At 67.4% G+C, this 25,538-nt stretch carries 27 protein-coding genes; 18 read left to right on the forward strand and 9 right to left on the reverse strand.

The window, feature by feature from the left end; genetic code table 11:
- Nucleotides 1-40: 40 nt before the first annotated feature.
- The 5 genes from tsf (at nt 41) to AB0E63_RS13725 (ending at nt 3,825) form a co-directional block, all read left to right on the forward strand.
- Nucleotides 41-859 carry a translation elongation factor Ts gene (gene tsf, locus AB0E63_RS13705; protein ID WP_360365138.1) on the forward strand — a complete coding sequence of 273 codons (819 nt, stop codon included), beginning with the start codon at nt 41-43 and terminating at the stop codon, nt 857-859.
- Nucleotides 860-903: 44 nt separating this feature from the next.
- A complete protein-coding gene (pyrH, locus tag AB0E63_RS13710; protein ID WP_360365140.1) occupies nt 904-1,665 on the forward strand; it encodes a UMP kinase in 762 nt (253 codons plus the stop codon).
- Nucleotides 1,666-1,841: 176 nt separating this feature from the next.
- Nucleotides 1,842-2,396, forward strand: a complete 555-nt coding sequence (gene frr / locus AB0E63_RS13715) for a ribosome recycling factor (protein WP_360365249.1) — start codon at nt 1,842-1,844, stop codon at nt 2,394-2,396.
- On the forward strand, nt 2,396-3,238 hold the full coding sequence (locus tag AB0E63_RS13720; protein ID WP_360365142.1) for a phosphatidate cytidylyltransferase: 843 nt from the start codon (nt 2,396-2,398) through the stop codon (nt 3,236-3,238). Before frr ends, AB0E63_RS13720 begins: the two co-directional genes overlap by 1 nt.
- Nucleotides 3,235-3,825, forward strand: a complete 591-nt coding sequence (locus AB0E63_RS13725) for a GNAT family protein (protein ID WP_360365144.1) — start codon at nt 3,235-3,237, stop codon at nt 3,823-3,825. Before AB0E63_RS13720 ends, AB0E63_RS13725 begins: the two co-directional genes overlap by 4 nt.
- On the opposite strand, the gene AB0E63_RS13730 is transcribed toward AB0E63_RS13725, so the two are convergent.
- Nucleotides 3,802-4,800 carry an LLM class flavin-dependent oxidoreductase gene (locus AB0E63_RS13730; protein WP_360365146.1) on the reverse strand — a complete coding sequence of 333 codons (999 nt, stop codon included), beginning with the start codon at nt 4,798-4,800 and terminating at the stop codon, nt 3,802-3,804. The two genes, AB0E63_RS13725 and AB0E63_RS13730, sit on opposite strands and share 24 nt — an antisense overlap.
- 31 nt (nt 4,801-4,831) lie before the next feature.
- On the reverse strand, nt 4,832-5,236 hold the full coding sequence (locus tag AB0E63_RS13735) for a MarR family winged helix-turn-helix transcriptional regulator (protein WP_360365148.1): 405 nt from the start codon (nt 5,234-5,236) through the stop codon (nt 4,832-4,834).
- Nucleotides 5,237-5,298: 62 nt separating this feature from the next.
- On the opposite strand from AB0E63_RS13735, the gene AB0E63_RS13740 reads away from it, so the two are divergent.
- The 4 genes from AB0E63_RS13740 to rlmN all read left to right on the forward strand — a co-directional run bounded on the left by AB0E63_RS13740 (nt 5,299) and on the right by rlmN (nt 8,211).
- Nucleotides 5,299-6,207: an LLM class flavin-dependent oxidoreductase gene (locus AB0E63_RS13740; RefSeq protein ID WP_360365150.1), complete on the forward strand. Its 909-nt coding sequence runs from the start codon at nt 5,299-5,301 to the stop codon at nt 6,205-6,207.
- 129 nt (nt 6,208-6,336) lie between these two features.
- Nucleotides 6,337-6,672 carry a C39 family peptidase gene (locus tag AB0E63_RS13745; protein ID WP_360365152.1) on the forward strand — a complete coding sequence of 112 codons (336 nt, stop codon included), beginning with the start codon at nt 6,337-6,339 and terminating at the stop codon, nt 6,670-6,672.
- A gap of 52 nt (nt 6,673-6,724) precedes the next feature.
- The gene (locus AB0E63_RS13750; RefSeq protein ID WP_360365251.1) at nt 6,725-7,027 is read left to right on the forward strand and encodes a SelT/SelW/SelH family protein; all 303 of its coding nucleotides are present in this window, start codon (nt 6,725-6,727) and stop codon (nt 7,025-7,027) included.
- A 65-nt stretch (nt 7,028-7,092) separates the two neighbouring features.
- Nucleotides 7,093-8,211: a 23S rRNA (adenine(2503)-C(2))-methyltransferase RlmN gene (rlmN, locus tag AB0E63_RS13755; protein WP_360365154.1), complete on the forward strand. Its 1,119-nt coding sequence runs from the start codon at nt 7,093-7,095 to the stop codon at nt 8,209-8,211.
- A gap of 70 nt (nt 8,212-8,281) precedes the next feature.
- Here the strand turns inward: rlmN and AB0E63_RS13760 are convergent, their stop codons facing one another.
- On the reverse strand, nt 8,282-8,977 hold the full coding sequence (locus AB0E63_RS13760) for an alpha/beta hydrolase (RefSeq protein ID WP_360365156.1): 696 nt from the start codon (nt 8,975-8,977) through the stop codon (nt 8,282-8,284).
- A gap of 32 nt (nt 8,978-9,009) precedes the next feature.
- Entirely contained in the window at nt 9,010-10,023 is a 1,014-nt protein-coding gene (locus AB0E63_RS13765; RefSeq protein ID WP_360365253.1) for an LOG family protein, read from the reverse strand.
- Nucleotides 10,024-10,206: 183 nt separating this feature from the next.
- Between AB0E63_RS13765 and AB0E63_RS13770 the strand changes: the two genes are divergently transcribed.
- On the forward strand, nt 10,207-11,496 hold the full coding sequence (locus tag AB0E63_RS13770; protein ID WP_360365158.1) for an aspartate aminotransferase family protein: 1,290 nt from the start codon (nt 10,207-10,209) through the stop codon (nt 11,494-11,496).
- A gap of 41 nt (nt 11,497-11,537) precedes the next feature.
- On the opposite strand, the gene AB0E63_RS13775 is transcribed toward AB0E63_RS13770, so the two are convergent.
- From AB0E63_RS13775 to AB0E63_RS13795, 5 genes are all read right to left on the reverse strand, one after another.
- Entirely contained in the window at nt 11,538-12,437 is a 900-nt protein-coding gene (locus AB0E63_RS13775) for an amino acid ABC transporter permease (RefSeq protein ID WP_360365160.1), read from the reverse strand.
- The gene (locus AB0E63_RS13780; protein ID WP_360365162.1) at nt 12,434-13,123 is read right to left on the reverse strand and encodes an amino acid ABC transporter permease; all 690 of its coding nucleotides are present in this window, start codon (nt 13,121-13,123) and stop codon (nt 12,434-12,436) included. Before AB0E63_RS13780 ends, AB0E63_RS13775 begins: the two co-directional genes overlap by 4 nt.
- A gap of 80 nt (nt 13,124-13,203) precedes the next feature.
- The gene (locus tag AB0E63_RS13785) at nt 13,204-14,046 is read right to left on the reverse strand and encodes a glutamate ABC transporter substrate-binding protein (RefSeq protein ID WP_360365164.1); all 843 of its coding nucleotides are present in this window, start codon (nt 14,044-14,046) and stop codon (nt 13,204-13,206) included.
- 49 nt (nt 14,047-14,095) lie between these two features.
- The gene (locus AB0E63_RS13790) at nt 14,096-14,857 is read right to left on the reverse strand and encodes an amino acid ABC transporter ATP-binding protein (protein ID WP_360365166.1); all 762 of its coding nucleotides are present in this window, start codon (nt 14,855-14,857) and stop codon (nt 14,096-14,098) included.
- A gap of 141 nt (nt 14,858-14,998) precedes the next feature.
- The gene (locus AB0E63_RS13795; RefSeq protein ID WP_360365168.1) at nt 14,999-16,684 is read right to left on the reverse strand and encodes a helix-turn-helix domain-containing protein; all 1,686 of its coding nucleotides are present in this window, start codon (nt 16,682-16,684) and stop codon (nt 14,999-15,001) included.
- 182 nt (nt 16,685-16,866) lie between these two features.
- On the opposite strand from AB0E63_RS13795, the gene AB0E63_RS13800 reads away from it, so the two are divergent.
- From AB0E63_RS13800 to groL, 8 genes are all read left to right on the forward strand, one after another.
- On the forward strand, nt 16,867-18,501 hold the full coding sequence (locus tag AB0E63_RS13800) for a hypothetical protein (RefSeq protein WP_360365170.1): 1,635 nt from the start codon (nt 16,867-16,869) through the stop codon (nt 18,499-18,501).
- A gap of 78 nt (nt 18,502-18,579) precedes the next feature.
- Nucleotides 18,580-19,620, forward strand: a complete 1,041-nt coding sequence (locus AB0E63_RS13805) for an FAD-binding oxidoreductase (protein ID WP_360365172.1) — start codon at nt 18,580-18,582, stop codon at nt 19,618-19,620.
- Nucleotide 19,621: 1 nt separating this feature from the next.
- Complete coding sequence (locus AB0E63_RS13810) at nt 19,622-20,728, forward strand: aromatic/alkene monooxygenase hydroxylase subunit beta (protein ID WP_360365174.1); 1,107 nt, start codon at nt 19,622-19,624, stop codon at nt 20,726-20,728.
- Between the two features lie 2 nt (nt 20,729-20,730).
- On the forward strand, nt 20,731-21,066 hold the full coding sequence (gene mimD / locus AB0E63_RS13815) for a propane 2-monooxygenase effector subunit MimD (protein ID WP_360365176.1): 336 nt from the start codon (nt 20,731-20,733) through the stop codon (nt 21,064-21,066).
- 6 nt (nt 21,067-21,072) lie between these two features.
- Nucleotides 21,073-22,092 (forward strand): amidohydrolase family protein, encoded by a 1,020-nt coding sequence (locus tag AB0E63_RS13820; protein ID WP_360365178.1) that lies wholly within the window; start codon nt 21,073-21,075, stop codon nt 22,090-22,092.
- On the forward strand, nt 22,089-22,841 hold the full coding sequence (locus AB0E63_RS13825; RefSeq protein WP_360365180.1) for an iron-sulfur cluster assembly protein: 753 nt from the start codon (nt 22,089-22,091) through the stop codon (nt 22,839-22,841). The genes AB0E63_RS13820 and AB0E63_RS13825 overlap by 4 nt, the downstream gene beginning before the upstream one ends.
- Nucleotides 22,838-23,863, forward strand: coding sequence for an NAD(P)-dependent alcohol dehydrogenase (locus AB0E63_RS13830; RefSeq protein ID WP_360365182.1), 1,026 nt, complete (start codon nt 22,838-22,840; stop codon nt 23,861-23,863). Before AB0E63_RS13825 ends, AB0E63_RS13830 begins: the two co-directional genes overlap by 4 nt.
- A 19-nt stretch (nt 23,864-23,882) precedes the next feature.
- Nucleotides 23,883-25,532 (forward strand): chaperonin GroEL, encoded by a 1,650-nt coding sequence (gene groL, locus AB0E63_RS13835; protein WP_360365184.1) that lies wholly within the window; start codon nt 23,883-23,885, stop codon nt 25,530-25,532.
- The last annotated feature ends 6 nt before the right edge of the window (nt 25,533-25,538 follow it).

A 25,538-nucleotide genomic window follows, 5' to 3' on the forward strand; every position in this document is an offset into this window, starting at 1 on the left:
CCGCCTACCCAGCCGCATCGAGAAGACGAGAGAACGAGGAATGGCGAACTACACCGCCGCTGACGTGAAGAAGCTCCGCGACGCCACCGGCGCGGGCATGATGGACGCGAAGAAGGCGCTCGAGGCGACCGACGGCGACTTCGAGAAGGCGATCGAGGAGCTGCGCATCAAGGGCGCGGCCAAGGCTGCCAAGCGTGGCGCTGAGCGGTCCGCCACCAACGGCCTGGTCGCCGCCGCGGAGAACGCGCTGGTCCAGCTGAACTGCGAGACCGACTTCGTCGCGAAGAACGAGCAGTTCCAGCAGCTCGCCGCCGACATCGTCGCGCACGCCGCCGCCAGCAAGGTCGGCGACGTCGAGGGCCTGCTGAGCGAGAAGCTGTCCGACGGCAAGAGCGTTGCCGAGAACATCGAGGCGCTGGCCGCGGTCATCGGCGAGAAGCTCGAGCTGGCCAAGGTCGCCGTGTTCGACGGCCAGGTGACGGCGTACATGCACAAGCGTGCCGCGGACCTGCCGGCCCAGGTCGGCGTACTGGTCGAGTTCGAGGGTGACAACGTCGAGGCCGCCCGTGGTGCCGCCATGCAGGCCGCCGCGATGCGCCCGCTGTACACCACCCGCGACGAGGTCCCGGCCGAGACGGTCGAGAGCGAGAAGCGGATCGCCGAGGCGACCGCCCGCGAGGAGGGCAAGCCCGAGGGCGCCCTGCCGAAGATCGTCGAGGGCCGGGTGAACGGGTTCTACAAGGACGTCGTGCTGCTCGAGCAGGCGTCGGTCCAGGAGAGCAAGAAGACCGTGAAGGCCGTGCTCGACGAGGCCGGCGTGACCGTGAAGCGGTTCGCCCGCTTCGAGGTCGGCGCCTGATCGCAGGAAAAGCACAGTTCTTCATCGACGAGGAGGCCGGAATCGTGACGGAAACCCTGGGTACCGAGACGAGTCCGGCCTCTTCGCCGTTCGCTCCGGCCTATCACCGGGTGCTGCTCAAGCTGTCGGGTGAGGTGTTCGGCGGCGGCAAGCTCGGCGTCGACCCCGACGTGGTGAATTCGATCGCCAAGCAGATCGCCGAGGTGGCCCGGGCCGGAGTCCAGGTCGCCGTGGTGGTCGGTGGCGGCAACTTCTTCCGCGGTGCCGAGTTGCAGCAGCGCGGGATGGAGCGCAACCGGGCCGACTACATGGGCATGCTCGGCACGGTGATGAACTGCCTGGCGCTGCAGGACTTCCTGGAGAAGCTCGGCATCGAGACCCGGGTGCAGACCGCGATCACGATGGGCCAGGTCGCCGAGCCGTACATTCCGCGCAAGGCCGAGCGGCACCTGGAGAAGGGCCGCGTGGTGATCTTCGGCGCCGGCTCCGGCATGCCGTACTTCTCCACCGACACGGTCGCCGCCCAGCGCGCGCTCGAGATCGGCGCCGAGGCGCTGCTGATGGGCAAGCAGGGTGTGGACGGGGTCTACGACTCCGACCCGAAGAAGAACCCGGACGCGGTCAAGTTCGACCAGCTGTCCTACGACGACTTCCTCGCCCGCGGTCTGCGGGTGGCCGACGCGACCGCGATCAGCCTGGCCCGCGACAACGCGCTGCCGATCGTGATCTTCGGCCTCGAGGAGGGCAACATCGCCAAGGTCGTCCACGGCGAGAAGATCGGCACGGTCGTCTCCCCGGGCCAGTAGCCCCAGGTACGGCCTCCGAGTACGCCGCGGGACGACGCAGGCCCGGTCGTAGGAGTGGTCACGGTGTACCACTAGGATCGTTGGACACAGGTTGTGTCCGTTATCTGGTAAACCTGCGTCCGTAGGGTTGGAGTATGGCCGCGCCGAGCGGCCCTGAGGAAGCGAGGAATGTCGTGATCGACGAAGCTCTCCGCGAAGCCGAGCAGAAGATGGCGAAGGCCGTGGAGGTCGCGAAGGACGACTTCGCCGCGATCCGCACCGGCCGGGCGCACCCGCAGATGTTCGCGAGCATCCTGGCCGACTACTACGGCACCCCGACGCCGCTGCAGCAGCTCGCCGGTTTCCAGGTGCCCGAGCCCCGCACCGTGCTGATCTCGCCGTACGACAAGGGTGCGATGACGGCGATCGAGAAGGCGATCCGCGACTCGGACCTGGGCGTGAACCCGGGCAACGACGGCGCGGTCATCCGCGTGGTGATGCCGCAGCTGACCGAGGAGCGGCGCAAGGAGTACATCAAGGTCGCCAAGACCAAGGCCGAGGAAGCCAAGGTCTCGGTGCGCAACATCCGCCGGCACGCCATGGACCAGGTGCACAAGACGGTCAAGGCCGGCGATGCGGGCGAGGACGAAGGCAAGAGTGCTGAGAAGCGGCTCGACGGGTTGACGAAGAAGTACGTCGACTCCATCGACGAGCTGCTCAAGCACAAGGAAGCCGAACTGCTCGAGGTGTGATGGGCGTCGAGAGCACGCCCGCGCCGACCCCGAGCCGCGCCGGGCGGAACCTGCCTGCGGCGATCGCGGTGGGTGTCGGTCTCGGCGCGCTGATCCTCGGATCCCTGTTCTGGCAGAAGGTCCTGTTCACCGTCCTGGTGCTGGCGGTCGTCCTGATCGCCGTCGACGAGATGATCAAGGCCCTGCGCACCGGCGGCGCGGTGATCCCGCGGATCCCGGTGTTCGCCGGTACGGCGGCGATGCTGGTGGCGGCCTACTTCGGTGGGCCGATGGCGCTCCTGGTCGCGCTGGCGGCCACGGTGCTGGCGACGATCTTCTGGCGGATGCCGGGCGGATCGGTGGGCTTCGTCCGCGACACCAGCGCCGGCGTGTTCCTGATCGGCTACGTGCCGCTGCTGGCCGGGTTCGCGATCCTGCTGGTCCAGCCGGAGGCGGACGGCCCCGAGCGGGTGGTCACGTTCTTCCTGGTCGTGGTCGCCAGTGACGTCGGCGGTTACGCGGCCGGTGTCCTGTTCGGCAAGCACCCGATGGCGCCGACGATCAGCCCGAAGAAGTCCTGGGAAGGTTTCGCCGGCTCGGCTCTCTTCTGTATCGGAGCCGGCATCGGCTCGGTGGTCTGGCTGCTCGACGGCGACTGGTGGGCCGGTGCGATCGTCGGTGCGGTCGCCGTACTGACCGCCACGGTGGGCGACCTCGGTGAGTCGATGATCAAGCGCGACCTCGGCATCAAGGACATGTCGAACCTGCTGCCGGGACACGGCGGTGTGATGGATCGTCTGGACTCGTTGCTGGCCACGGCCCCTGCGGTCTGGCTGCTGCTGCACGTGTTGGTGAAGTCGTGACTGTCGCGCCGGACGGACGGTCCCTGGTGGGCGGCGTCGTACGGCTGGACCGGCTGCGGGACGGCGACATCGAGGAGCTGTACGCCGCGATCGGCAACGAGCAGGTGTACGCCGGGGGATTCGGCGGAGGGATCGCGGGAATGCCGGGGAGCGCGGAGGCGATGCGGGCCGAGTGGATCCCGGCCGCGGAGAAGCGATTCGCCTATGTGGTCCGGTTGGTTGCCGATGGCACCGTCGTCGGTACGTCGAGTCTCGGCGATGTCGACGTACCCAACGAGAGCATCCACCTCGGCTGGACCGGCTACGCGCCGGCGGTCTGGGGTACGGCGGTCAATCCGGCGGCCAAGCTCCTGCTGCTCCAGCATGCCTTCGAGGACTGCGAATTCGGCCGGGTGAAGATCCAGACCGGGTCCAAGAACACCCGGTCGCAGGCCGCCATCGCCAAGCTCGGTGCGACTCGTGAGGGCGTGCTGCGCCGGCACAAGCGTTTGGCGGACGGCTCGTTCCGCGACACCGTGGTGTTCTCGATCCTGGCCGACGAATGGCCCGATGTCCGCAAGCGCCTAGAGGCGCGCATTAACCGGTAGCGCGAGTTCCGCGAGAGCGGCGTACGACGCCAGCAGGTCGGCCCGGTCGAAGGTGTTCGTGGTGATCAGCACCTCGTCAGCGCCGGTACGACGCACCAGACCGCCGAGTGCCGTGTCCACCTCGTCAGGTGTGCCGTAGATCTGGCCTCGGAGACCGTTCTCGAAGAACTCTTGCTCGCGAGCGGTCAGGTCAGTTGGCACGTCCGGTTGCAGTGGCGGGAACACGCCGCGCGTGCGTGAGTACGCGCTGGCCCATGCCTCGGGCAACAGGATCTGCCGGGCAGCTTCGGTGGTGTCCGCGACGGCGGCGGTGACGGCGAGGATGACGTAGGGTTCCGGCGCCCAGGCCGATGGCTGGAAGGTCGTGCGGTACTGGTCGAGGGTCGCGAGCACCTCAGATTCGGAGCGAGCGGCGAGGACCACCGGCAGGCCCAGAGATGCTGCGATCGCAGCGCCTTCGCCAACCGCGAGGATGAATGGCGGGATGTGCAGACCTTCGCCAGGACGTGCGTGAACCTGGTTCTGCTGCGTGCCGGCTAGGTAGCCGATGAGCTCGCGGACCTGTGCAGCGAAGTCTTCAGCTGCATCCTTCTCGACGCCCAGAGCGCGACGGATACCGTTCGTGAAGCCGACTGATCGACCGAGGCCCATGTCGATCCGGCCCGGGTACAGCGACTCCAGGACCCCGAACTGCTCGGCCACCACGAGTGGCCGGTGGTTCGGCAGCATCACGCCGCCTGTGCCTACACGGATTCGCCGCGTGCGTGCAGCAACCGCAGCCGCCAGCACAGTGGGAGCCGAGCCGACCACTCCGGGAACGCTGTGGTGCTCGGACACCCAGAAACGCTTGTAGCCAAGCTCTTCGACCTGCCGTGCCAACTCGACGGTCGCACGCAGTGTCTCGGCTTCTGTCTCACCTACTCGCGTCCGCGAGCGGTCCAGGATGGACAGGGGAACGCCGGACAGAGCAGCCATGATGCAGAGTCCAACGGCCGAAACAGAGCCCTCATTCCCCCAACAGCTCCCGCAGATCGGCGCGGAAGCGCTCGCCGTCGGGCAGGGGAGCAAGGAACTCGCGCTCGATCTCCTGCCGGATCCGCTCGGCTGTTTCGAAGGTGGACTCGCCCAGCGCGGTCAGCACCACGACGTTGCGGCGACGGTCCTCCGGGCTGCGTCGGCGTTCGACGAAGCCGCGTTCTTCCAGGCCGTCGAGCAGATCACCGATCGAGGTGCGGTCGACCCGGAGCCGGGCGGCCACCTCGAGCTGCGACAGCGGATCCCCGGATGCGACCGCGGACAGCACGGCCAGATCGCGGCCGTTCAGCCCGTGCGGCGCGAGCGCCTTGGTCTGCGCCTCGGTCAGCCGCGCCAGGACGTGTTTGAGCAGGTACCCGAGCCGGTCCGACGCCATACGGGCAAATCTACCGGCAACCTGATCGTCAGGAGTGCTGATCATCAGTTACCCTGACGATTATGGAACTGACCTTCGGTCTGAAGACCACCCCGATGCACGTCCCGTATGCCGACATCCAGCGCGTCTGGCGGGAGGCCGACGAGGTCCCGCAGATCCGCGACGCCTGGCTGTGGGACCACTTCCTGCCACTCGTCGGACCCAAGGATGGTGACGTCCTGGAGGGTTGGACGCTGCTGTCGGCGCTCGCCGCTCAGACGACTCGGCTTCGCCTCGGTTTGCTTGTCACCAGCAACCGGATCCGGCCGCCGGCGGTGCTCGGCAAGATCGCCAGCACGCTGGACGTGATCTCTGGCGGCCGACTCGTCATGGGGCTGGGCGCGGGCGGTACGCATCAGCCGGCCGGCATGGGCGGCATTCCTGGACCGAACCCGGCAGTCGCCGAGTATGCGGCGTACGGGCTGACGCTGGTGCCGCCGGGGGAGGGCGTGGATCGGCTGCGGGAGACGATCGAGATTCTCCGCGGGATGTGGACGCAGGACGTCTTCGACTTTCACGGCCGGTACTACACGCTCGAGCAGAACCGGAACGCGCCGAAGCCGATCCAGCGCCCCGGTCCGCCGCTGCTGATCGGCGGCTGGGGCCACCGGATGATGCGGCTGATCGCGGAGCACGCCGACATCTGGAACATCAGCGGGCCGCCACACAACGACTTCGCTTTTCTCGAAGACCGCGTACGGCGGCTGGACGCGGAGTGCGCACGGATCGGCCGCGACCCGGGAGCGATCAGCCGGTCGCTGCAGCAGATCGTGTCGTACGACGATCCGGCCGCGACGCGCGCGATCGTCGAGCGGGCCGTGCGGCTGGGGTTCGATCACATCGTGCTGTCGCTGCCCCGGCCGTATCCGGAGCGGGCCGTGCGCTGGCTGGTCCGGGAGATCATCGAGCCGGTGGAGGCGGCCGCCGCCTGACCCTTCGAGCTGGATGGAAAGGGCTGGTGAATTTTCTACACCGCAATCCACTCCGGCGACTGCCGCACCCGCCGCCCCGACCGTCTCGGCCGAAGCGGTGGCAGCCGCGAAGTCGGGCAGGTGACCCGGGTGCTCAACAGCCACCTCGGCACCGGCTGGTACGAGACCAAGGGGATGCCGAACGACCCGCCCACCCAGGCGCAGCGCGATCTGCTCTGGCGGGACGTCGTACTCGATATCGACAACAACTACCCGATCGTCGCCAACATCGTCGCCCCGGCCGGCAACCACCCGCCGGGCTACCCGAACTACACGATCTACCACTACTTCACCGTGATCGGGTACGACTCCAGCGACATGACCGTCCTGATCGCCGACCCGGCCGGCTTCGCCCCCACAGCGACGTACTGGCTCACGTTCAACCAGCTCGCCACCTTGATCCCACCGAAGGGCTATTCGGCCTGAGGCGGTACGCCGTACTCACCGGCCGCCCCCGGTGAGTACGGTTTCCGGTGTGATGAGAGAGCCGCGGCTGGAGATCGAGTACTGCACGCAGTGTCGCTGGTTGTTGCGGGCGGCCTGGACCGCGCAGGAGTTGCTGACCACGTTCCCGAAGGAGCTCGGGGAGGTCGCGTTGATTCCGGGCATCGGCGGGGTCTTCGAAGTGCGGCTGGACGGGGAGACGTTGTGGTCGCGGAAGGCCGAGGGTGGGTTCGGCGAGATTCCGACGCTGAAGCAGCTGGTGCGGGATCGGATCGCTCCGGACCGCAAGCTCGGTCACTCGGACCGGAAGGAGCCGGCGCCCGGCGCCGACTTGTGATTCCGGGCACGTGGGGGATGTGAATTTGTGAATGTGGTGGGCGGCAAGGGACAATCGACTGCGTTATGACTACCTCCCTTCCTCTTGTCTTCGATGAGCCGCGCCGTGCCAAGAAGCCGCCGCGGCACCTAGCCGACCTCACCGGGGAGGAGCGGCGTACGGCGGTCGCCGCGCTGGGGGAGCCCGCGTTCCGGGCCAAGCAGCTGTCGAACCACTACTTCTCCCGGCTGGTGTCCGACCCGGCCGAGATGACCGATCTGCCGGCCGCGACCCGCGACAAGCTGGTCGCCGACCTGATGCCTCCGCTGCTGACCCGGGTCCGGGACATGGAGTGCGACAACGGGCAGACCCGCAAGACGCTGTGGAAGCTGCTCGACGGTTCGCTGGTCGAGTCCGTCCTGATGCGGTATCCGGGCCGCGCCACCATGTGCGTGTCGTCGCAGGCCGGCTGCGGGATGGCGTGCCCGTTCTGTGCGACCGGCCAGGCGGGGCTCACCCGCAACATGACCACGGCCGAGATTGTCGAGCAGGTCGTCGACGGTGCGCGGGCGCTCGCGCGCGGTGAGATCGCCGGCGGGCCCGGGCGGGTCAACAACATCGTCTTCATGGGCATGGGCGAGCCGATGGCCAACTACAAGGCCGTGATCGGCGCGGTCCGGCGGTTCACCGATCCGTCGCCGGAGGGTCTCGGGATCTCGGCGCGGGGCGTGACGGTGTCGACCGTCGGCCTGGTGCCGCGGATCAACCAGCTCGCGACCGAGGGGATCCCCGTCACGCTCGCGCTGTCGCTGCACGCGCCGGACGACGAGCTGCGGGACGAGCTCGTGCCGATCAACAACCGCTGGAAGGTCGACGAGGTGCTCGACGCGGCCTGGGGATACGCGCAGCAGACCAAGCGCCGGGTGTCGATCGAGTACGCGATGATCCGCGACATCAACGACCACGCCTGGCGGGCCGACCTGCTGGCGGAGAAGCTCAGGGCCCGCGGCGACTGGGGCTGGGTGCACGTCAACCTGATCCCGCTGAACCCGACGCCCGGCTCGAAGTGGACCGCCTCCGACCCGGCCGACGAGCGCGAGTTCGTCCGCCGTCTCGAGGCCGGCGGCATCCCTACCACCGTCCGCGACACCCGAGGCCAGGAGATCGACGGCGCCTGCGGCCAGCTGGCCGCCGCCAACAAGTGATCGGCCCCGCGTCCGGTGGCGTGAGGGCTACGTGACTGTCGGCCGGCTCACCAAGAGCTGACTGCGGTCCTCACCCGGCATTGCCGAGAATCTTCGCCAGCGCCGCGGGTTGCGAGAACATCGGCCAGTGGCCGGTGGGGAGCTCGACCAGCTCCCAGGATGGTGACTTGAGGTGCTCGGCGACATCGGATGACGGTGTGGCGCCGTCCATCAGGCACTTGATGTACGTCGTCGGCAGCTCGGTGATCGGGTGTGCGGTTGCGGCCGGCTCGGAGATCGCGCGGCCGGGGTGCGGCGTACTGCGGGAGACGATCACGGCGATGGTCTCGTCGGAGAGGTCCTGGCCGACGTAGTCCTCGGCGGTGAGCGGCGGCCAGTAGCCGCCTGACTCGGCCATCTGGCCTTCGACCCAGGCGCGTCCTTCCTCGGACCAGCCGTCGATGAAGGACTTCCCGTCGTGCGGGATGTTGGAGTCGACGTACACCACCCGCCGCAGCCGGTCGCCGATCCGCCCCGCTGCCTGTCCGGTGGGGATCCCGGAGTAGCTGTGCCCCGCGAGTACGACGTCCCGCAGATCGTTGTCCTCGATCACCGCGACGATGTCGTCGACGTGCTCCTGCTGGCCGGCGTCCACGCCCTGCCTCTCGGCAAGCCCGCTCAACGTCACCGGATACACCTCGTGCCCCTCGGCCCGAAGCACCACAGCCACCTCATCCCAAGCCCACCCACCAAGCCAAGCCCCCGGCACCAACACAAAATTCGTCATGCCGCGCACCGTAAACCACCCCACCGACAAACTCAGCTGACGAGTTCGGCCGCCTCGTCGATCGTGTCGACCAGATGGATGGAGTGGGCCAGGGATCGTCCCAAGGCCAAGGACTGGAGGAGGGGCCAGACGGGGACGTGCGCAGTCCAGTGGTTGATGCCGACGAGGATGAGGGGGATTTGGGTGGCTGGGTCGCCGTAGTAGTTGGGGGTTGCGGCTTGGAAGACCTCTTGGACTGTGCCGGCGGCGCCTGGGAGGTAGATGATTCCGCCACGGGCGCGGCTGAGGAGGACGTCTTCGCGCTGCGCGTTGGAGAAGTACTTGGCGATGGCCGACGCGAACACGTTCGGCGGCTCGTGGCCGTAGAACCAGGTTGGGATCGACACGCCGCCGTCGCCGGGGAACTCACGCCGTACGTCGAGCCCTGAAGCGGCCCATGCGGCCACGGAGGGTCGGAACGACGGTACGCGCGCCAGTCCGGTGAGTGCACGGTCGACGGCGGCGTCGTCGTACTCGGAGAGTGACGCACCGAGGTTGGCGGCCTCCATCGCACCAGGGCCGCCGCCGGTGACCACCATGCGCTTGCGGCGGGCGAGCGTACGACCCAGGAGCACCGCGGCTCGGTAGTTGTCGTCGCTCCGGAGTACGCCGTGACCGCCCATCACACCCACCCAGGGCCTGTCGCCGGGCAGTTCGTCGAGGGCATCGGCGATGGCGTGGTCGTGGAGGGCTGCGGCGAGGGTCCGGCTGGTGTCGCCCTTCTCGTCGTGCTGCCGGGACCACGCGTAGATCCGGGCGTCCGGTGTGGCGTCGTACCCGTGCTCGAGGCCGGCGTACAGCTCCTCCGCGTCGTACAGCGTGCCGCGGTAGGAGTCGAAGGGGAGGGACGGGATCGCGGGGAACAGCAGTCCACCGCCGTCGCGGATCCAGGTCTCGGCCTTCTCCTCCAGCGAGCAGCCGAGGAACAGACCGCCCATGGGGCTCAGCTGCAGCAGTTCCGCCGTCCGCCCGGTCAGATCGACCGACTGCACCCGCCATCCGGCCATCGAGGTGGCCCCAGCGGCCACGATCCGATCGAAGTGCTCCAGGGACTCGATGTCCACATGCGGAATGCTCGGCAATGTCACGCAGAGCACCCTAGCGTCCTGCGCCGGCCACTCCTCGGCGCAGGACACTACCGCGATAGATGCCCACTATGAGCGAACGGCGCGATGAGGTAATGCTTAGACATGACACATGCGGAGCTCTGGGAGCGTCACAAGGCCGTCATGCCGGACTGGCTCGCGTTGTACTACGAGGAGCCGATCGAGATCGTGGAGGGGTCCGGCCGCCGGGTCACCGACGGTGAGGGCAACACCTATCTCGACTTCTTCGCCGGCATCCTGACCAACGCGATCGGCTACGACATCGCGGAGATCTCCGAGGCGGTGCGCGAGCAGCTCGGGACCGGGATCGCGCACACCTCGACGGTGTACCTGATCCGCAAGCAGATCGAGCTGGCCGAGCAGATCGCCGAGCTGTCGGGCATCCCGAACGCCAAGGTGTTCTTCGCCAACTCCGGCACCGAGGCGAACGAGACGGCGCTGCTGCTCGCCACCCAGAACCGCCGCTCCAACCAGGTGCTGGCGATGCGCAACTCCTACCACGGCCGCGCTTTCGGTACGGTCGCCATCACCGGCAACCGCGGTTGGTCCGCGAGCAGTCTGTCGCCGGTGAACGTGCAGTACGTGCAGGGCGCGTACCGGTACCGCAGCCCGTTCCGCGACCTGCCCGACGCGGACTACGTCAACGCCTGCGTCGACGACCTGCGCAACGTCATCGAGACCACCACCGCCGGCGATGTCGCCTGCCTGATCGCCGAGCCGATCCAGGGCGTCGGCGGGTTCTCGTCACCGCCCGACGGCCTATACGGCGCCTTCAAGGAGGTGCTCGACGAGTACGGGATCCTGCTCATCTCCGACGAGGTGCAGACCGGGTGGGGACGGACCGGTGAGCACTTCTGGGGGATCCAGGCGCACGACGTCGTACCCGATGCGATGACGTTCGCGAAGGGACTCGGCAACGGGTTCGCGATCGGCGGAGTGGTCGCGCGGGCCGACCTGATGGACAGCATCAAGGCGAACTCGCTGTCCACCTTCGGCGGGAACCCGATCTCGACCAGCGCGGCGAAGGCGACGATCGACTACCTGCTCGATCACGACCTGCAGGCGAACGCGGCCAAGCGCGGCGCCCAGTTGGCCGACGGGCTGCGCGGGATCTCCGAGGAGTTCCCCGAGCTCGGCGACGTCCGCGGCAAGGGCCTGATGCTGGCCGCCGAGATCGTCAAGCCCGACGACCGGAGCCCGGACGCGGCCAGCACCGCCAAACTTCAGCAGGAGACCAAGAACCGCGGCCTCCTGATCGGCAAGGGCGGCCTCTACGGCAACGTCCTCCGGATGGCCCCGCCGATGACCCTGACCGAAGAAGAAACCGCCGAAGCCCTCGACATCATCCGAGACTCCTTCAACACCCTGCGCTGACCAGAGAAGAGCCCCTCCGGGAAGGAGGGGCTCTTCGTGTGTCAGATCGGGGGGATGGCTCCGGCGGCTGCGGTGGCGACGGCGGTCTGGTCGATCTGGTCGGGCGGGATGGGGCCGCCGGCCGAGCGGCCGCGGCGGCGCGTCAGCGCTTCGACCCGCTGGGCGAGGACGCCGAGCAGGTAGTTCACGATCACGAAGATCGCGCCGACGACGATCAGGGCCGGGAGCAGGTTCGACTTGTAGTTGCCGATCTGCTCCGCCTTCCGGAGCAGTTCCTCGTAGGTGATGATGTAGCCGAGTGCGGTGTCCTTCAGGATCACCACCAGCTGGCCGACGATGGCCGGCAGCATCGCGGTGATTGCCTGCGGCAACAGAACCAGCCGCATCGCCTTGGCGGGCGTCAGGCCGATCGCCATCGCCGCCTCGCTCTGTCCCTTCGGCAGCGAGTACACGCCGGAGCGGACCAGCTCGGCGACCACCGCGCCGTTGTACAGCGTCAGGCCGGTGACGACGGCGGCCAGCGCCAGCCGCTCCGGTGGGACGACCTCGTAGTGCGCGTACAGGGCGTAGGTGAACAGCATCATCAGCAGCACCGGCACCGAGCGGAAGAACTCGACGATCACGTTGCAGGGCCACCGGATCCAGGCCGCGAGAGAGAGCCGCCCGACACCCAGCAGCGTCCCGATGACCAACGCCAGGACGACCGAGATGGCGGCGGCGGTCAGCGTGCCGATCAGGCCGGGGATCAGGTACTGGGTCCAGATCTCGCCGGTCAGGAACGGCTTCCACTTGGCCGCGGTGAGCTGGCCCTTCTCGTTGAACTTGTCGATGACGAACCACAGCACCAGGAGCAGGACGACGACGCTGCCCACGCCGACGGCGGCGTACAGGCGCTTGGCGCGCGGGCCGGGCGCGTCGAACAGAACGCTGCTGTTGCTCATCGCTTCACCGCCAGCCGCTTGGACATCGAGGTGAACAGCATTCCGACCGGAAGGGTCAGGATGACGAAGCCGATCGCGAAGATGCCGAACACCACGAAGATCACGTCGGGCCGGTTCTCCATCATCACCTTCATCACCGCGGAGGCCTCCGTGACGCCGATGACAGAGGCGACTGTCGAGTTCTTGGTCAGGGCGATCAGCACGTTGCCCAGTGGGGCGATCGCACCGCGGAACGCCTGCGGGAGTACGACGTACCGCAGCGTCTTCAGGAACGGCAGGCCGATCGCCCGGGCCGCCTCGGCCTGGCCCAGCGGGACCGTGTTGACACCACTGCGGATCGCCTCGGCCACGAAGGACGCGTGGTAGACCGACAGGCCGAGGACAGCGAGCCGGAAGTTGTTGTCGGTGATGAAGGTGTTCGAGCCCTTGTTCGCCAGCGAGACGCCGAGCTGCAGGAACAGCCCGAGGTTGCAGAACACGATGACCAGGGTCAGCGGTGTGTTCCGGACGATGTTCACGTAGGCGGTGCCGATCACCTGCAGCACCCGAACCGGGGAGACCCGCATCACCGCCACACCGGTGCCGATCAGCAGCGCGAACACCGCCGACAGCAGCGTGAGGTAGATGGTCGTCCGGAAGGCTTGCAGGCCGTCGTACTCGACGAAGAACTCCGAAATCACGTCCATGTTTCTCCAGCTGGGAACGAGGTGGAGATCAGCACGCCGGGGAGAGACCGCGTGCGCGGCCCCTCCCCGGCGATGTCAGATCAGGCGCAGGCGTCGAAGGTCTTCGGCGGGTTCGTCGCCGGGTCGAGCTTCAGCCCGGACGAGCCGAGGTTCTTGTCGAAGGCCTTCTGCCACTCGCCGGAGTCGACCATCTTCTTCAGCGCGTCGTTGACCTTGGTGCAGGTCTCGGTGTCGCCCTTCTTCAGGCCGACGCCGTACCGCTCGGTCGAGAACGTCTTGCCGACCACCTTGAACTTGCCCTTGTTCGCCTCCTGCGAGGCGTAGCCGGCCAGGATGGTGTTGTCGGTGGTCACCGCGTCGATCGCGCCGGCGCCGAGCGCCTCCACGCACTTGGAGTAGGTGTCGTACTCCTGCAGCTGCACCGTCTTGGCGAACTTGTCCTTGACCTTCTGCGCCGAGGTGGAGCCGGTTACCGAGCACAGCTTCTTGCCGTTCAGCGTCTCCGGACCAGTGATGTCGGTGTTGTCGGCCTTGACCAGCAGGTCCTGGCCGGCGGTCAGGTACGGGCCGGCGAACGAGACCTTCTCCTTGCGGGCGTCGGTGATCGAGTAGCTCGCGAAGATCATCTTCACCTGGCCGTTCTGCAGCAGCGTCTCGCGCTGTGCCGACGGCGATTCCTTGAAGGTGACGTCACCGTAGCCGAGCTCCTTGGCGACGTAGTTGGCGACGTCGACGTCCATCCCGGTGTAGTTCGCGCCTTCCTTCAGGCCGATACCGGGCTGGTCGAACTTGATGCCGATGGTGACCTTCTCGCCACCGCTGGAGCCCGAGGCTGAGTCGGAGCCCGAGTCGTCGCCGCAGGCCGCCAGTCCGGTCGCAGCCAGACCCGCGATCCCGAGGGCAGCGATGATTCGCTGTCGCATTGTCATTTCCTCCGTTGGTTCGGTACTGCGCTGGGAACGGCCAGAGCGGTCAGTGGGTGAGGATCTTCGACAGGAAGTCCTGGGCCCGCTTGGTCTGCGGATCGGTGAAGAACTTCTCCGGCTCGGCTTCCTCGACGATCTGCCCGTCGGCCATGAAGACGACCCGGTTCGCCGCACGGCGGGCGAAGCCCATCTCGTGGGTGACCACGACCATGGTCATGCTCTGACCGGCCAGGTCGACCATCACGTCGAGGACCTCTTTGATCATCTCCGGGTCCAGAGCCGAGGTCGGCTCGTCGAACAGCATCACCTTCGGGTCCATCGCCAGTGCGCGGGCGATCGCCACCCGCTGCTGCTGGCCACCGGACAGTTGTGCCGGGTACTTGTGGGCCTGCGCGGCGACGCCGACCCGGTCGAGCAGCGCCCGGGCGTTCTCGTCGGCCTCGGCCTTGCCCTGGCCACGGACCTTCATCGGGCCGAGGGTGACGTTCTGCAGGATCGTCTTGTGCGCGAACAGGTTGAAGGACTGGAACACCATGCCGACGTCGGCGCGCAGTCTGGCCAGTGCCTTGCCCTCACTGGGCAGCGGCTGGCCGTCGAGCGTGATGGTGCCGTTGTCGATCGGCTCCAGCCGGTTGATCGCGCGGCAGAGCGTCGACTTGCCGGATCCGGACGGACCGATCACCACGACGACCTCGCCCTTGGCGATGGACAGGTTGATGTCCTTCAGGACGTGCAACTCGCCGAAATGTTTGTTGACGTCGGTCAGCGCAACCAGACCGGTTTTCGTCAAGGTACCGGAATCGCTCATGGCCAGAACCTAGCGGAGCCTAGGGTTCGGTCGCAGCGCTGAGTGGTTCCACGGTGGTAACGATCTGCAATATATGGCGCGGTCTGTGATCGAATCCTCACAGGCCGTTCATCTGTATTACTACCTGATGTGAACGGCCCGTCAGGTGACGATTCCGTACTCGCGGATCTTGCGGTAGATGGTTGCCCGGGACATCCCGAGGGCTGCGGCCGCGGCTTGTTTCTCGCCGTCGTACATGGACAGGGCGTCGACGATCGCATCCCGTTCGAGGGCTTCGATCGGGGTCAGTTGGCGACGGGTCGTGGCCCGGCACTCGGGTGGCAGGTCGGCCAGTTCGACCACGCCGGACCGGCGTCGCCGGGCGACCGCCGTGAGTACCGCGCGCAGGTGGGTGATGTTGCCCGCCCACGGCAGTCGCATGAGCTGGTTCATCGTCGTGGTGGAGAACGTGAGGCCGCTGATGCCGGACTTTGCCAGCAGTGATCGGACCAGGGCCGGAATGTCTTCCAGGTGATGCCGTAGCGGCGGCACCTCGACGGTCCGGGGGAAGAAGGCCAACAGCCGGCCGGCGATCTCGGACCGGTCTGCGGGCCGGGTCAGCGCGACCCAGGCGTCCCCGGCGATCGCGCCGTCGCGGACGTTCTGCAGCAACTCGGTGAGACCGTCGAGAACCTCGCCGGTCAGCAGATGCGCTCGCCGGATGATCAGATCGGCCCCGGACTCCAGCTCCGCGCGTGCCTCGGCCAGTAGGTCGTCGCCCGTCACCTCGGGATCGAGAACGGCCAGCCGCCGACTCGGTGCGACGTGCCGGCGGACCGCACGCAGCAAGGACAACTTGCCTGCCCCCGGTTCACCGTCGGCGATCAACCATTCGGACCGGCTGCACGCATCCAGCAACTCCTGGGTGACGTGTTGCCAGACCGCACTCGTCCCGGTCGTCCCGGGAACCAACGGGAACCGGGCCGCGCTGCGAGCCGGCGGCCGCTGTTCCTTGATCTGGATGACCCCACCGGCCAGGGTGTCGCCGACGAATGTCGGCCGGTAGGCCATCCGCGCGGTCGTCCCGCTGGGCAGGTCGGTCATGAACACCACTGGCTTGGTGCCGCCACGCGCATCGCGAGTGCGGTCGATCAGCGCCGCCTGGTCGATCGCGTCGAACCGTGCCTGCGCGTAGGCGTTCATCATGAACACCTCGTCGCCGAGCGCGAGCACCGGTCCGCCACTGTGCCGGCAGGCCGCGTAGTAGTCGCTCAGCAAGGCGTGGTCGAGTGCGTTCGCCTCCTCGACGACTCGGTCGTGGATCCGCCGGGCCGCGAGTTTCGCGAACGACAGCAGGATCGAGTTCGAGTTCCTGGCCTGGGTGGTGATGTCCAGTACGCCGAGCAGCCCGCCGGTGATCGGATGGGTAATCGTCGCCCCGGCACACGAGAACATTCGTAATTTCCCGTTGTAATGCTCAGCTCCGTGGACCAGGATCGGCCCGCCCACCTCGAGCGCCGTACCGATCCCGTTGGTCCCGACCTCGGACTCGGCGTACTGGAATCCAGGCGCGAGGTCGACCGAATCCAGCCGCCGCAGCAGGGCGGGGTCACCGCCCCGGCGGTCGAGGACGACACCCTTCCCGTCGGTCAGGATGATGCAGACCGGCTCGTTGTGGAGCTCCGACGACAGCGCGTCGATCACCGGCCGGGCTGCCCGCATCAGCGTGGTCTCGCGGTCGATCCGGTCGAAGTACGTCGGCGCTGGGCGGTCGATGTCCACCTGGGAAGCGTGCGAACGCTCCCATGAGACCCGGATGGGGTCCCGGACCGGCAGTGCAGCGTCCATGGGCCGACTCCTTCGCGTCCGTCACCAGCGGAACTGCTCCCACGGTAGCGGGCTCCGGTGTGACCGCCATCTCACATTGAGACACGAATCTGCCCGCCTGACGGCTTTCATCCCTGTTTAACGCAGCCCGCCGTACCGCAGGAGCCGCCGGAAACGCCGGCTCCCGATCATGGAGGCACACATTGAGCAGGCAGAGTCTCACCAAGGCGCACGCCAAGATCACCGAGCTGTCGTGGGAACCGACCTTCGCGACGCCGGCCACCCGGTTCGGGACCGACTACACGTTCGAGAGGGCGCCGAAGAAGGATCCCCTCAAGCAGATCATGCGCTCCTACTTCCCGATGGAGGAGGAGAAGGACAACCGCGTGTACGGCGCCATGGACGGCGCGATCCGCGGCAACATGTTCCGCCAGGTGCAGCAGCGCTGGCTGGAATGGCAGAAGCTGTTCCTCAGCATCATCCCGTTCCCGGAGATCTCGGCGGCCCGGGCGATGCCGATGGCGATCGACGCCGTCCCGAACCCGGAGATCCACAACGGGCTCGCTGTGCAGATGATCGACGAGGTCAGGCACTCGACGATCCAGATGAACCTGAAGCGGCTGTACATGAACAACTACATCGACCCGGCCGGTTTCGACATGACCGAGAAGGCGTTCGCGAACAACTACGCGGGCACCATCGGCCGGCAGTTCGGCGAGGGGTTCATCACCGGTGACGCGATCACCGCCGCGAACATCTACCTGACCGTCGTGGCCGAGACCGCCTTTACCAACACGCTGTTCGTGGCGATGCCGGACGAGGCCGCGGCCAACGGCGACTACCTGCTGCCGACGGTGTTCCACTCGGTGCAGTCCGACGAGTCGCGGCACATCAGCAACGGCTACTCGATCCTGCTGATGGCACTCGCCGACGAACGCAACCGGCCGCTGCTCGAGCGCGACCTGCGCTACGCGTGGTGGAACAACCACTGTGTCGTGGACGCGGCCATCGGCACCTTCATCGAGTACGGCACGAAGGACCGCCGCAAGGACCGGGAGAGCTATGCGGAGATGTGGCGCCGCTGGATCTACGACGACTACTACCGCAGCTACCTGCTGCCGCTGGAGAAGTACGGCCTCACCATCCCGCACGACCTGGTCGAGGAGGCCTGGAAGCGGATCGTGGACAAGGGCTACGTGCACGAGGTGGCACGGTTCTTCGCCACCGGATGGCCGGTCAACTACTGGCGGATCGACGCCATGACCGACAAGGACTTCGAGTGGTTCGAGTCGAAGTACCCGGGCTGGTACTCCAAGTACGGCAAGTGGTGGGAGAACTACAACCGGCTCGCCTACCCGGGCAGGAACAAGCCGATCGCGTTCGAGGAGGTCGGGTACCAGTACCCGCACCGCTGCTGGACCTGCATGGTGCCGGCGCTGATCCGTGAGGACATGGTGGTCGAGAAGGTCGACGACCAGTGGCGCACGTACTGCTCGGAGACCTGCTACTGGACCGACGCGGTCGCGTTCCGCAGTGAGTACGACGGCCGGCCGACCCCCAACATGGGACGCCTGACCGGCTTCCGTGAGTGGGAGACCCTGCACCACAACAAGGACCTGGCCGACATCGTCCAGGACCTCGGGTACGTGCGGGACGACGGCAAGACGCTGATCGGGCAGCCACATCTGGACCTGGACGACCCGAAGAAGATGTGGACCCTCGACGACGTTCGCGGCAACACGTTCATGAGCCCCAACGTGCTGCTGAACGAGATGTCCGACGCCGAGCGCGAGGCCCACGTGGCGGCGTACAAGGCCAACGGCACCCGCGCCGCCTGACCCACCCCGAGCCGGCTGGTGGCGCCGCCGACGCATCGTCGCCACCAGCCGTTCCACCCCAGCCTGAGGAGGCCCGACGTGGCCGACACCCACCGGATCCGGTTCGAACCGGTCGACATCGAGATGGACGTCACCGAGGACGACAAGATCCTCGACGCGGCGTTCCGCCAGGGCATCCACCTGATGCACGGCTGCAAGGAGGGGCAGTGCTCCGCCTGCAAGTCGTACATCCTCGAGGGTGACCTGCAGATGGAGCGCTACTCCACCTTCGCCTGCAACGACGCCGAGGTCGCCGAGGGCTATGTGCTGCTGTGCCGGGCCCACGCGTTCAGCGACTGCACGATCGAGCTGCTCAACTACGACGAGGACGAGCTGCTCGGCGGCATCGCGATCCAGACCGTGACCGCCCGGGTCGCGGCGATCGAGCCGGTCACCCGCGACATCGTCTCGTTGCGGCTCACCACCGCGGTGCCGTTCGAGTTCAGGCCGGGCCAGTACGTCGACATCACCATCCCCGGCACCGACGACCACCGGTCGTTCTCGATGGCGACGACGCAGTCGACCCCGGACCAGCTCGAGTTCCTGATCAAGAAGTACCCGGGCGGCCGGTTTTCCGCGCTGCTGGACGGCGAGCTCGAGGTCGGCGACGAGCTGTCGCTGACCGGGCCGTACGGCTCGTCCACCCTCAAGGACGGCCACGTGCTCCCGGTCGTCTGTGTCGCCGGCGGGGCCGGGATGGCGCCCATCCTGTCCATCCTGCGGCACCTGCGGGAGACCGGGAGTACCCGGCCGGTCCGGTTCTACTACGGCGCCCGGACGGCCGGCGACCTGTTCTACCTCGACGCGATCCGCGAGCTCGGTGCGGACCTGACCGGGTTCGAGTTCATCGCCTGCCTGTCCGAGTCGGCCGACGGCGCGGACGGCCTCGAGCCCGAGATCGGCAACGTCACCGACATCGTCGAGCGGAGGGAGGCCGAGCTGCACCGCAGCGAGATCTACCTGTGCGGCCCGCCGCCGATGGTCGACGCCGCACTGTCGTTGCTGGAGGCAAGCAACGTGCCGAAGGACCAGGTCTTCTACGACAAGTTCACCAGTCCCGTGACAACCGATGGAGTCTGAGATGGCGCAATCCATAGCACCGAAGCAGCGCAGTTTCCCGACGATCGAGTTCACCGACTCCGAGGCCGGCGCGCTGGAGTTCCCGAGCTCGACGAGCCGGTCCTACAACTACTACAAGCCGGCCAAGCTGCGCGCGACGATGTACGAGGACGTCACCGTCGACGTGCAGCCGGACCCGGAGCGGCACCTGAGCCAGGGCTGGATCTACGGCTTCGGCGACGGTCCCGGCGGCTACCCGAAGGAGTGGACCGCCGCGAAGTCCTCGAACTGGCACGCGTTCCTCGACCCGAACGAGGAGTGGAACCAGACGATCTACCGGAACAACTCCGCGGTCGTCCGGCAGGTCGACCTCGGCCTGCAGAACGCCAAGCGGGCCCGGGCGTACGACGCCTGGAACCCGGCCTGGCTGAAGTTCGTCGAGCGCAATCTCGGCGCCTGGATGCACGCCGAGAACGGTCTCGCCCTGCACGTGTTCACGAGCATCCAGCGGTCCGGTCCGACGAACATGATCAACACCGCGGTCGCCGTCAACGCCGCCCACAAGATGCGGTTCGCCCAGGATCTCGCCCTGTTCAACCTGGACCTGTCCGAGGCCGACGTACCGTTCGACGGCGCGGCCCACAAGGAGGTCTGGAAGAGCGCGCCGGAGTGGCAGCCGACGCGTGAGGTGGTCGAGCGGCTGACCGCCGTGGGCGACTGGTGCGAGCTGTTGTTCGCCACCAACATCGTCTTCGAGCAGCTGGTCGGATCGCTGTTCCGGACCGAGCTGGTGATGCAGATCGCGGCCCGCAACGGCGACTACATCACGCCGACGATCGTCGGCACCGGTGAGCATGACTACGACCGCGACCTCGGCTACACCCGCAACCTGTTCCGGTTGCTGACCCGGGACGCCGAATTCGGCGAGACCAACAAGGCGCTGTTCGGCGAGTGGATGGCGACGTGGGTGCCGCGTTGCCTCGACGCCGCGCACGCGCTGCAGCCGATCTGGTCGCAGCCGGCCGAGAAGTCCGTCACCTTCGCGGTGAGCCTGGACGCGGCCAAGCAGAAGTTCCGTTCCCTGCTCGAGGACCTCGGGCTCGACACTCCGAAGGAGCTGGACCAGTGAGCATGCAGTTCGGATCTGAGACCGAGTTCTCCAACAAGTGCGGTGTGACCCTGATGAACACCCCGATCGGCCGCGTCGTCGCCCAGGTGATGGGCGCCAAGGACGGGGTCGAGCTGACCGAGTACCCGTCGATGATCCGGGTGGACGGAATCGGCCTGCTCGACTTCGACTACGCCGAGCTGTCCGAGGCGCTCGGGTCGGAGTTCGACGGCTCGGTGTTCGAGGAGATCAGCTCCACCCACTACGGCCGGATGGTGCACCTGGACGACAAGACCATCCTGTTCGCCAGCCCCGAGGACGCCGCCGAGTACATCGGCTTCGACCTCACCGCGAAGTGAGGGCGCATGTACGAGAAGAACGGTGAGAAGTACTTCGTCGTCGACGCGCACATCGCCCTGTGGGACGCGCGGGCGGCGAACCAGAAGAACATCCACGGCAAGCAGTTCATCGACTGCTTCTACGACTACCACAAGAACCTCAGCCCCGAAGAGGTCGTCTGGGACTACGACACCTACACCTACTACGGCGGCCAGCGGCTGCTGAAGGACCTCTTCGAGGACGGGTACGTCGACCACGCGATCTTCCAGCCGGCCATCCTGAGCGACTTCTACCACAACGGATTCGGCCAGACCGAGGAAGCGCTCGCGCTGACGAAGGCGAACCCGGGCAAGCTCACCTACAACCACGCCTGGGACCCGAGGCACGCGGAGGCGGGCCTCGAGCAACTGCGCAAGGACGCGGCCCGGATGAACCTGCAGGGCGTCAAGCTCTACACCGCCGAGTGGTGCGGCGACTCGCGCGGCTGGAAGCTGGACGACCCCTGGTCGCGCCGTTACCTCGAGGAATGCCTGAAGCTCGGGATCAAGAACATCCATGTCCACAAGGGCCCCACCATCCGGCCGCTGGATAGGGACTCGTTCGACGTCGCCGACATCGACAAGGTGGCGACCGACTACACCGAGCTGAACTTCATCGTCGAGCACGTCGGCCTGCCGCGGCTCGAGGACTTCTGCTGGATCGCGACCCAGGAACCCAACGTGTACGGCGGTCTCGCGGTGGCGATGCCGTTCATCCACAGCCGGCCCGGGTACTTCGCGCAGATCATCGGTGAGCTGCTCTACTGGATCGGCGAGGATCGGATCCTGTTCTCCAGCGACTACGCGCTCTGGACGCCGAAGTGGCTGGTGGAGAAGTTCGTCGACTTCCAGATCCCCGCGGAGTTGACCGAGTACGCGCCGATCACGGTCGAGCAGAAGAAGAAGATCCTCGGACTCAACGCGGCGGCGCTGTACGGCCTCGACGTACCCGAGGAGCTCAGGCTTCCCGCTGGCGTCGGCTCGAAGGAAGAAGCCGTGGCATCATGACCGCGGTCGCGCAGACGACACAGGCCGGACCAGCTCTGGAGACGGAGGTCGTGGCGGCGCTGGCGACCGTCGTCGACCCCGAGCTGGACCAGCCGATCACCGACCTCGGCTTCGTGCGGTCGATCCGGATCGACGACGCCGGCGTGACCGTCCATCTCCGGCTGCCGACCTCGTTCTGCGCGCCCAACTTCGCCTACCTGATGGCATCCGACGCGGTCGACGCCCTGCGTCGGGTGCCTCAAGTAGGGAAGGTGAAGGTGCTGCTGGACGAGCACCACGACTCGGACAAGATCAACGCCGGCCTGGCCGCTGACGCCGGCTACCTCGGCACCTTCGGGTCCGAGGCCGAGCAGGACCTGGACGAGCTCCGCCGCATCTTCCAGCGCAAAGCACACACGGCCGCGATGGAGCGGTGCGTGATGGCGCTGCTCAAGACGACGGGCCGGACCGTCGACGAGCTGCACCGGCTCACCCTCGGCGAGCTTCCCGGTGGTCCGCACAAGGACGCGCTGCTACGCCGCCGGACCGGCATCGGGCTCGGTATCCGGCCGGACGACCTGGTGCTCGTCGACGACGACGGCGTACCGGTGCCGCCCGAAGCAGTGCCGCTGCGGTTGCGGTTCGCCAAGGCGGTGCGGATCTCGGTCGAGGGCAACGCGCACTTCTGCCGGGGCCTGCTGGCCACCCGGTACGACGACGAGCCGGGCGGCCTGGCCACCCGGATCACCAACACGAGGAGGACCACATGAGAGCCGTCCAGGTCGTCGGCTATCACAGCAAGCTTCAGCTCACCGACGTACCCGAGCCGAAGATCACCGGGCCGCTCGACGTCGTCGTCAGGATCGGTGGCGCGGGCGTCTGCCGGACCGACCTTCACATTCTCGAAGGACAGTGGGCCGAGAAGAGCGGCGTACGGCTTCCGTACACGATCGGCCACGAGAACGCGGGCTGGGTGCACGCCGTCGGCGACGCCGTCACGCATGTCGCGGTCGGCGACAAGGTGATCCTGCACCCGCTGGTCACCTGCGGTCTGTGCCGTGCCTGCCGCTCCGGCGACGACGTGCACTGCGAGTCCAGCAGTTTCCCGGGGATCGACACCGACGGCGGGTACGCCGAGTACCTGCACACGACCGCCCGCAGCGTCGTGCGGATCGACGACAGCCTGGAGCCGGCCGATGTGGCGGCGCTGGCCGACGCCGGGCTGACGGCGTACCACGCGGTGGTCAAGGCAGCCCGGGCGCTGCGGCCGGGTGCGGTGTGCGTGATGATCGGGGCCGGCGGCCTCGGGCACATCGGGGTCCAGGTGATGAAGGCGATCTCGGCCGCCACCGTGGTCGTCGTCGACCGCAACAAGGCCGCGGTCGACCTGGCCGTCGAGATCGGTGCCGACCACGGAATCGTTGCCGATGGCACCCAGGTGGAGCAGGTCCGGGAGCTGACCGGCGGGGCCGGCGCCGAGGCCGTCGTCGACTTCGTCGGTGAGGGCGGCGCGACCGCCGACGGGGTGGCGATGCTGCGGCGGGCCGGCAACTACTACGTCGTCGGGTACGGCGAGAACCTCGACGTACCGACCATCGACCTGATCTCGACCGAGATCAACTTCATCGGGAACCTGGTCGGCTCCTACAACGACCTGCAGGACCTGATGGAGCTCGCGGCCCAGGGGAAGGTCGCACTGCACACCACGAAGTACCCGCTGGCGCAGTTCCAGCAAGCCCTCGACGACCTCGACCACGGCAAGGTCCGCGGCCGGGCGATCCTCATCCCGTGACAGCGAAGGCGGTCTGACCATGGCGAAAGAAGTACGGTTCAACACGGATGCGCGGCGGTTGCTCGAGTCCGGGGTGAACGCGCTCGCGGACGCGATCAAGGTGACGCTGGGGCCGAAGGGCCGCAACGCGGTCCTGGAGAAGCTGACCGGTCCACCGACCATCACCAACGACGGAGTCACCATCGCGCGGGAGATCCAGCTGCGCGAGCCGTTCGCCAACATGGGCGCACAGCTGGTGAAGGAAGTCGCGATGAAGACCAACGGCGTGGTCGGCGACGGCACCACCACCGCGACGGTGCTCGCCCAGGCGATGGTTCGCGAGGGCCTGCGCGCGGTCGACGCCGGCGCGAACCCGATGCGCGTACGGCGTGGCATCGAGCAGACCGTGCCGCTGGTCATCGAGACCCTGCGGAGCCGGGCCGTCTCCGTCGGCGGTCAGGACGAGCTGCGGCACATCGCGACCCTGGCGGCCAGCGACGACGAGACCATCGGCGCGGTGATCGCGGACGCGGTCGACTGGGTCGGGCGCAACGGTGTCGTCACCACGGAGGAGTCCGACACGCTGGGGATGTCGGTGGAGGTTGTCGACGGCATCGAGTTCGACCACGGGTACGTCTCGGCGTACATGGTCACCGACCGGGAGCGGATGGAGACCGTCTACGACAACCCGGTGATCCTGCTGACGAACAAGAAGATCAGCCAGGTGCAGGACATCATGCCGACCATCGAGGTGGCCAAGCGCGCGGATCGTGCGCTCGTCGTACTCGCGGAGGACGTCGACGGACCGGCGTTGCAGCTGCTCGTCGGCGGGAACATGCACAACACGATGCGGTCCGTCGTCGTGCACGCCCCCGGCTTCGGTCACCGCCGGATCGCGGAGCTGGAGGATCTCGCTACCGCCCTCGGCGGCACGGTGATCGCGAAGGACACCGGCCTCGACCTGCACGAGGTCACCCGGGAACACCTGGGTTCCTGCGACCGGATCACGATCACCGAGAACAGCACCACGATCGTCGGCGGTCACGGCGACGCGTCCCTGGTGGAGGCGCGGATCGCCCAGCTGGAGAAGCAGTTCGAGCGGGCCAAGATCGACGCGGACCAGGACAGCCTGCAACTGCGGATGGCGCGGCTGGCCGGCAAGGTCGCGGTGATCCGGGTCGGTGGCGCGACCAGCGTCGAGCTGAAGGAACGGATGCTGCGGGTCGAGGACTCGCTGGCCGCGACTCGGGCCGCGCTCGAGGAGGGTGTGGTCGCCGGTGGTGGGACCGCCCTGGTCCAGACGCAGGCTGAGCTGTCGAAGCTGGAGCTGAGCGGCGACGAGGCGATCGGGCGGGACGTCGTACGACGTGCCTTGCCGGAGCCGCTGCGGTGGATCGCGATCAACGCCGGGTACGACGGCGACGAGGTGGTGGCGCGGGTCGCCGAACTGCCACTCGGCCACGGTTTCAACGCGCTCACCGGCCAGTACGCCGACATGGTCGACGAGGCGGTGATCGACCCGCTGAAGGTCACCCGGGCGGCATTCGAGAGCGCGGCCTCGATCGCGGCGCTGCTGATCACCACCGAGACCGCTGTGGTGGAAGAGATCCTCGGCAACCCGGGCGCGATCATGGCGCCGGGCTTCGGCGATCTGGCCGAGGGCATGGTCCGCCCGTCCAACATCTACTGAGTGGAG

This window comes from Kribbella sp. NPDC026596, from assembly GCF_040638415.1.
GTDB lineage: Bacteria > Actinomycetota > Actinomycetes > Propionibacteriales > Kribbellaceae > Kribbella.

Bases quoted from the DNA above. Each gene is read 5' to 3' on its own strand.
- tsf (WP_360365138.1), top strand. From the start codon at position 41: ATGGCGAACTACACCGCCGCTGACGTGAAGAAGCTCCGCGACGCCACC.
- AB0E63_RS13720 (WP_360365142.1), top strand. From the start codon at position 2,396: ATGGGCGTCGAGAGCACGCCCGCGCCGACCCCGAGCCGCGCCGGGCGG.
- AB0E63_RS13730 (WP_360365146.1), bottom strand. From the start codon at position 4,800: ATGGCTGCTCTGTCCGGCGTTCCCCTGTCCATCCTGGACCGCTCGCGG.
- AB0E63_RS13735 (WP_360365148.1), bottom strand. From the start codon at position 5,236: ATGGCGTCGGACCGGCTCGGGTACCTGCTCAAACACGTCCTGGCGCGG.
- AB0E63_RS13740 (WP_360365150.1), top strand. From the start codon at position 5,299: ATGGAACTGACCTTCGGTCTGAAGACCACCCCGATGCACGTCCCGTAT.
- AB0E63_RS13750 (WP_360365251.1), top strand. From the start codon at position 6,725: ATGAGAGAGCCGCGGCTGGAGATCGAGTACTGCACGCAGTGTCGCTGG.
- rlmN (WP_360365154.1), top strand. From the start codon at position 7,093: ATGACTACCTCCCTTCCTCTTGTCTTCGATGAGCCGCGCCGTGCCAAG.
- AB0E63_RS13760 (WP_360365156.1), bottom strand. From the start codon at position 8,977: ATGACGAATTTTGTGTTGGTGCCGGGGGCTTGGCTTGGTGGGTGGGCT.
- AB0E63_RS13765 (WP_360365253.1), bottom strand. From the start codon at position 10,023: ATGGCCGGATGGCGGGTGCAGTCGGTCGATCTGACCGGGCGGACGGCG.
- AB0E63_RS13770 (WP_360365158.1), top strand. From the start codon at position 10,207: ATGACACATGCGGAGCTCTGGGAGCGTCACAAGGCCGTCATGCCGGAC.
- AB0E63_RS13775 (WP_360365160.1), bottom strand. From the start codon at position 12,437: ATGAGCAACAGCAGCGTTCTGTTCGACGCGCCCGGCCCGCGCGCCAAG.
- AB0E63_RS13780 (WP_360365162.1), bottom strand. From the start codon at position 13,123: ATGGACGTGATTTCGGAGTTCTTCGTCGAGTACGACGGCCTGCAAGCC.
- AB0E63_RS13785 (WP_360365164.1), bottom strand. From the start codon at position 14,046: ATGCGACAGCGAATCATCGCTGCCCTCGGGATCGCGGGTCTGGCTGCG.
- AB0E63_RS13790 (WP_360365166.1), bottom strand. From the start codon at position 14,857: ATGAGCGATTCCGGTACCTTGACGAAAACCGGTCTGGTTGCGCTGACC.
- AB0E63_RS13795 (WP_360365168.1), bottom strand. From the start codon at position 16,684: ATGGACGCTGCACTGCCGGTCCGGGACCCCATCCGGGTCTCATGGGAG.
- AB0E63_RS13810 (WP_360365174.1), top strand. From the start codon at position 19,622: ATGGCGCAATCCATAGCACCGAAGCAGCGCAGTTTCCCGACGATCGAG.
- mimD (WP_360365176.1), top strand. From the start codon at position 20,731: ATGCAGTTCGGATCTGAGACCGAGTTCTCCAACAAGTGCGGTGTGACC.
- AB0E63_RS13820 (WP_360365178.1), top strand. From the start codon at position 21,073: ATGTACGAGAAGAACGGTGAGAAGTACTTCGTCGTCGACGCGCACATC.
- AB0E63_RS13825 (WP_360365180.1), top strand. From the start codon at position 22,089: ATGACCGCGGTCGCGCAGACGACACAGGCCGGACCAGCTCTGGAGACG.
- AB0E63_RS13830 (WP_360365182.1), top strand. From the start codon at position 22,838: ATGAGAGCCGTCCAGGTCGTCGGCTATCACAGCAAGCTTCAGCTCACC.
- groL (WP_360365184.1), top strand. From the start codon at position 23,883: ATGGCGAAAGAAGTACGGTTCAACACGGATGCGCGGCGGTTGCTCGAG.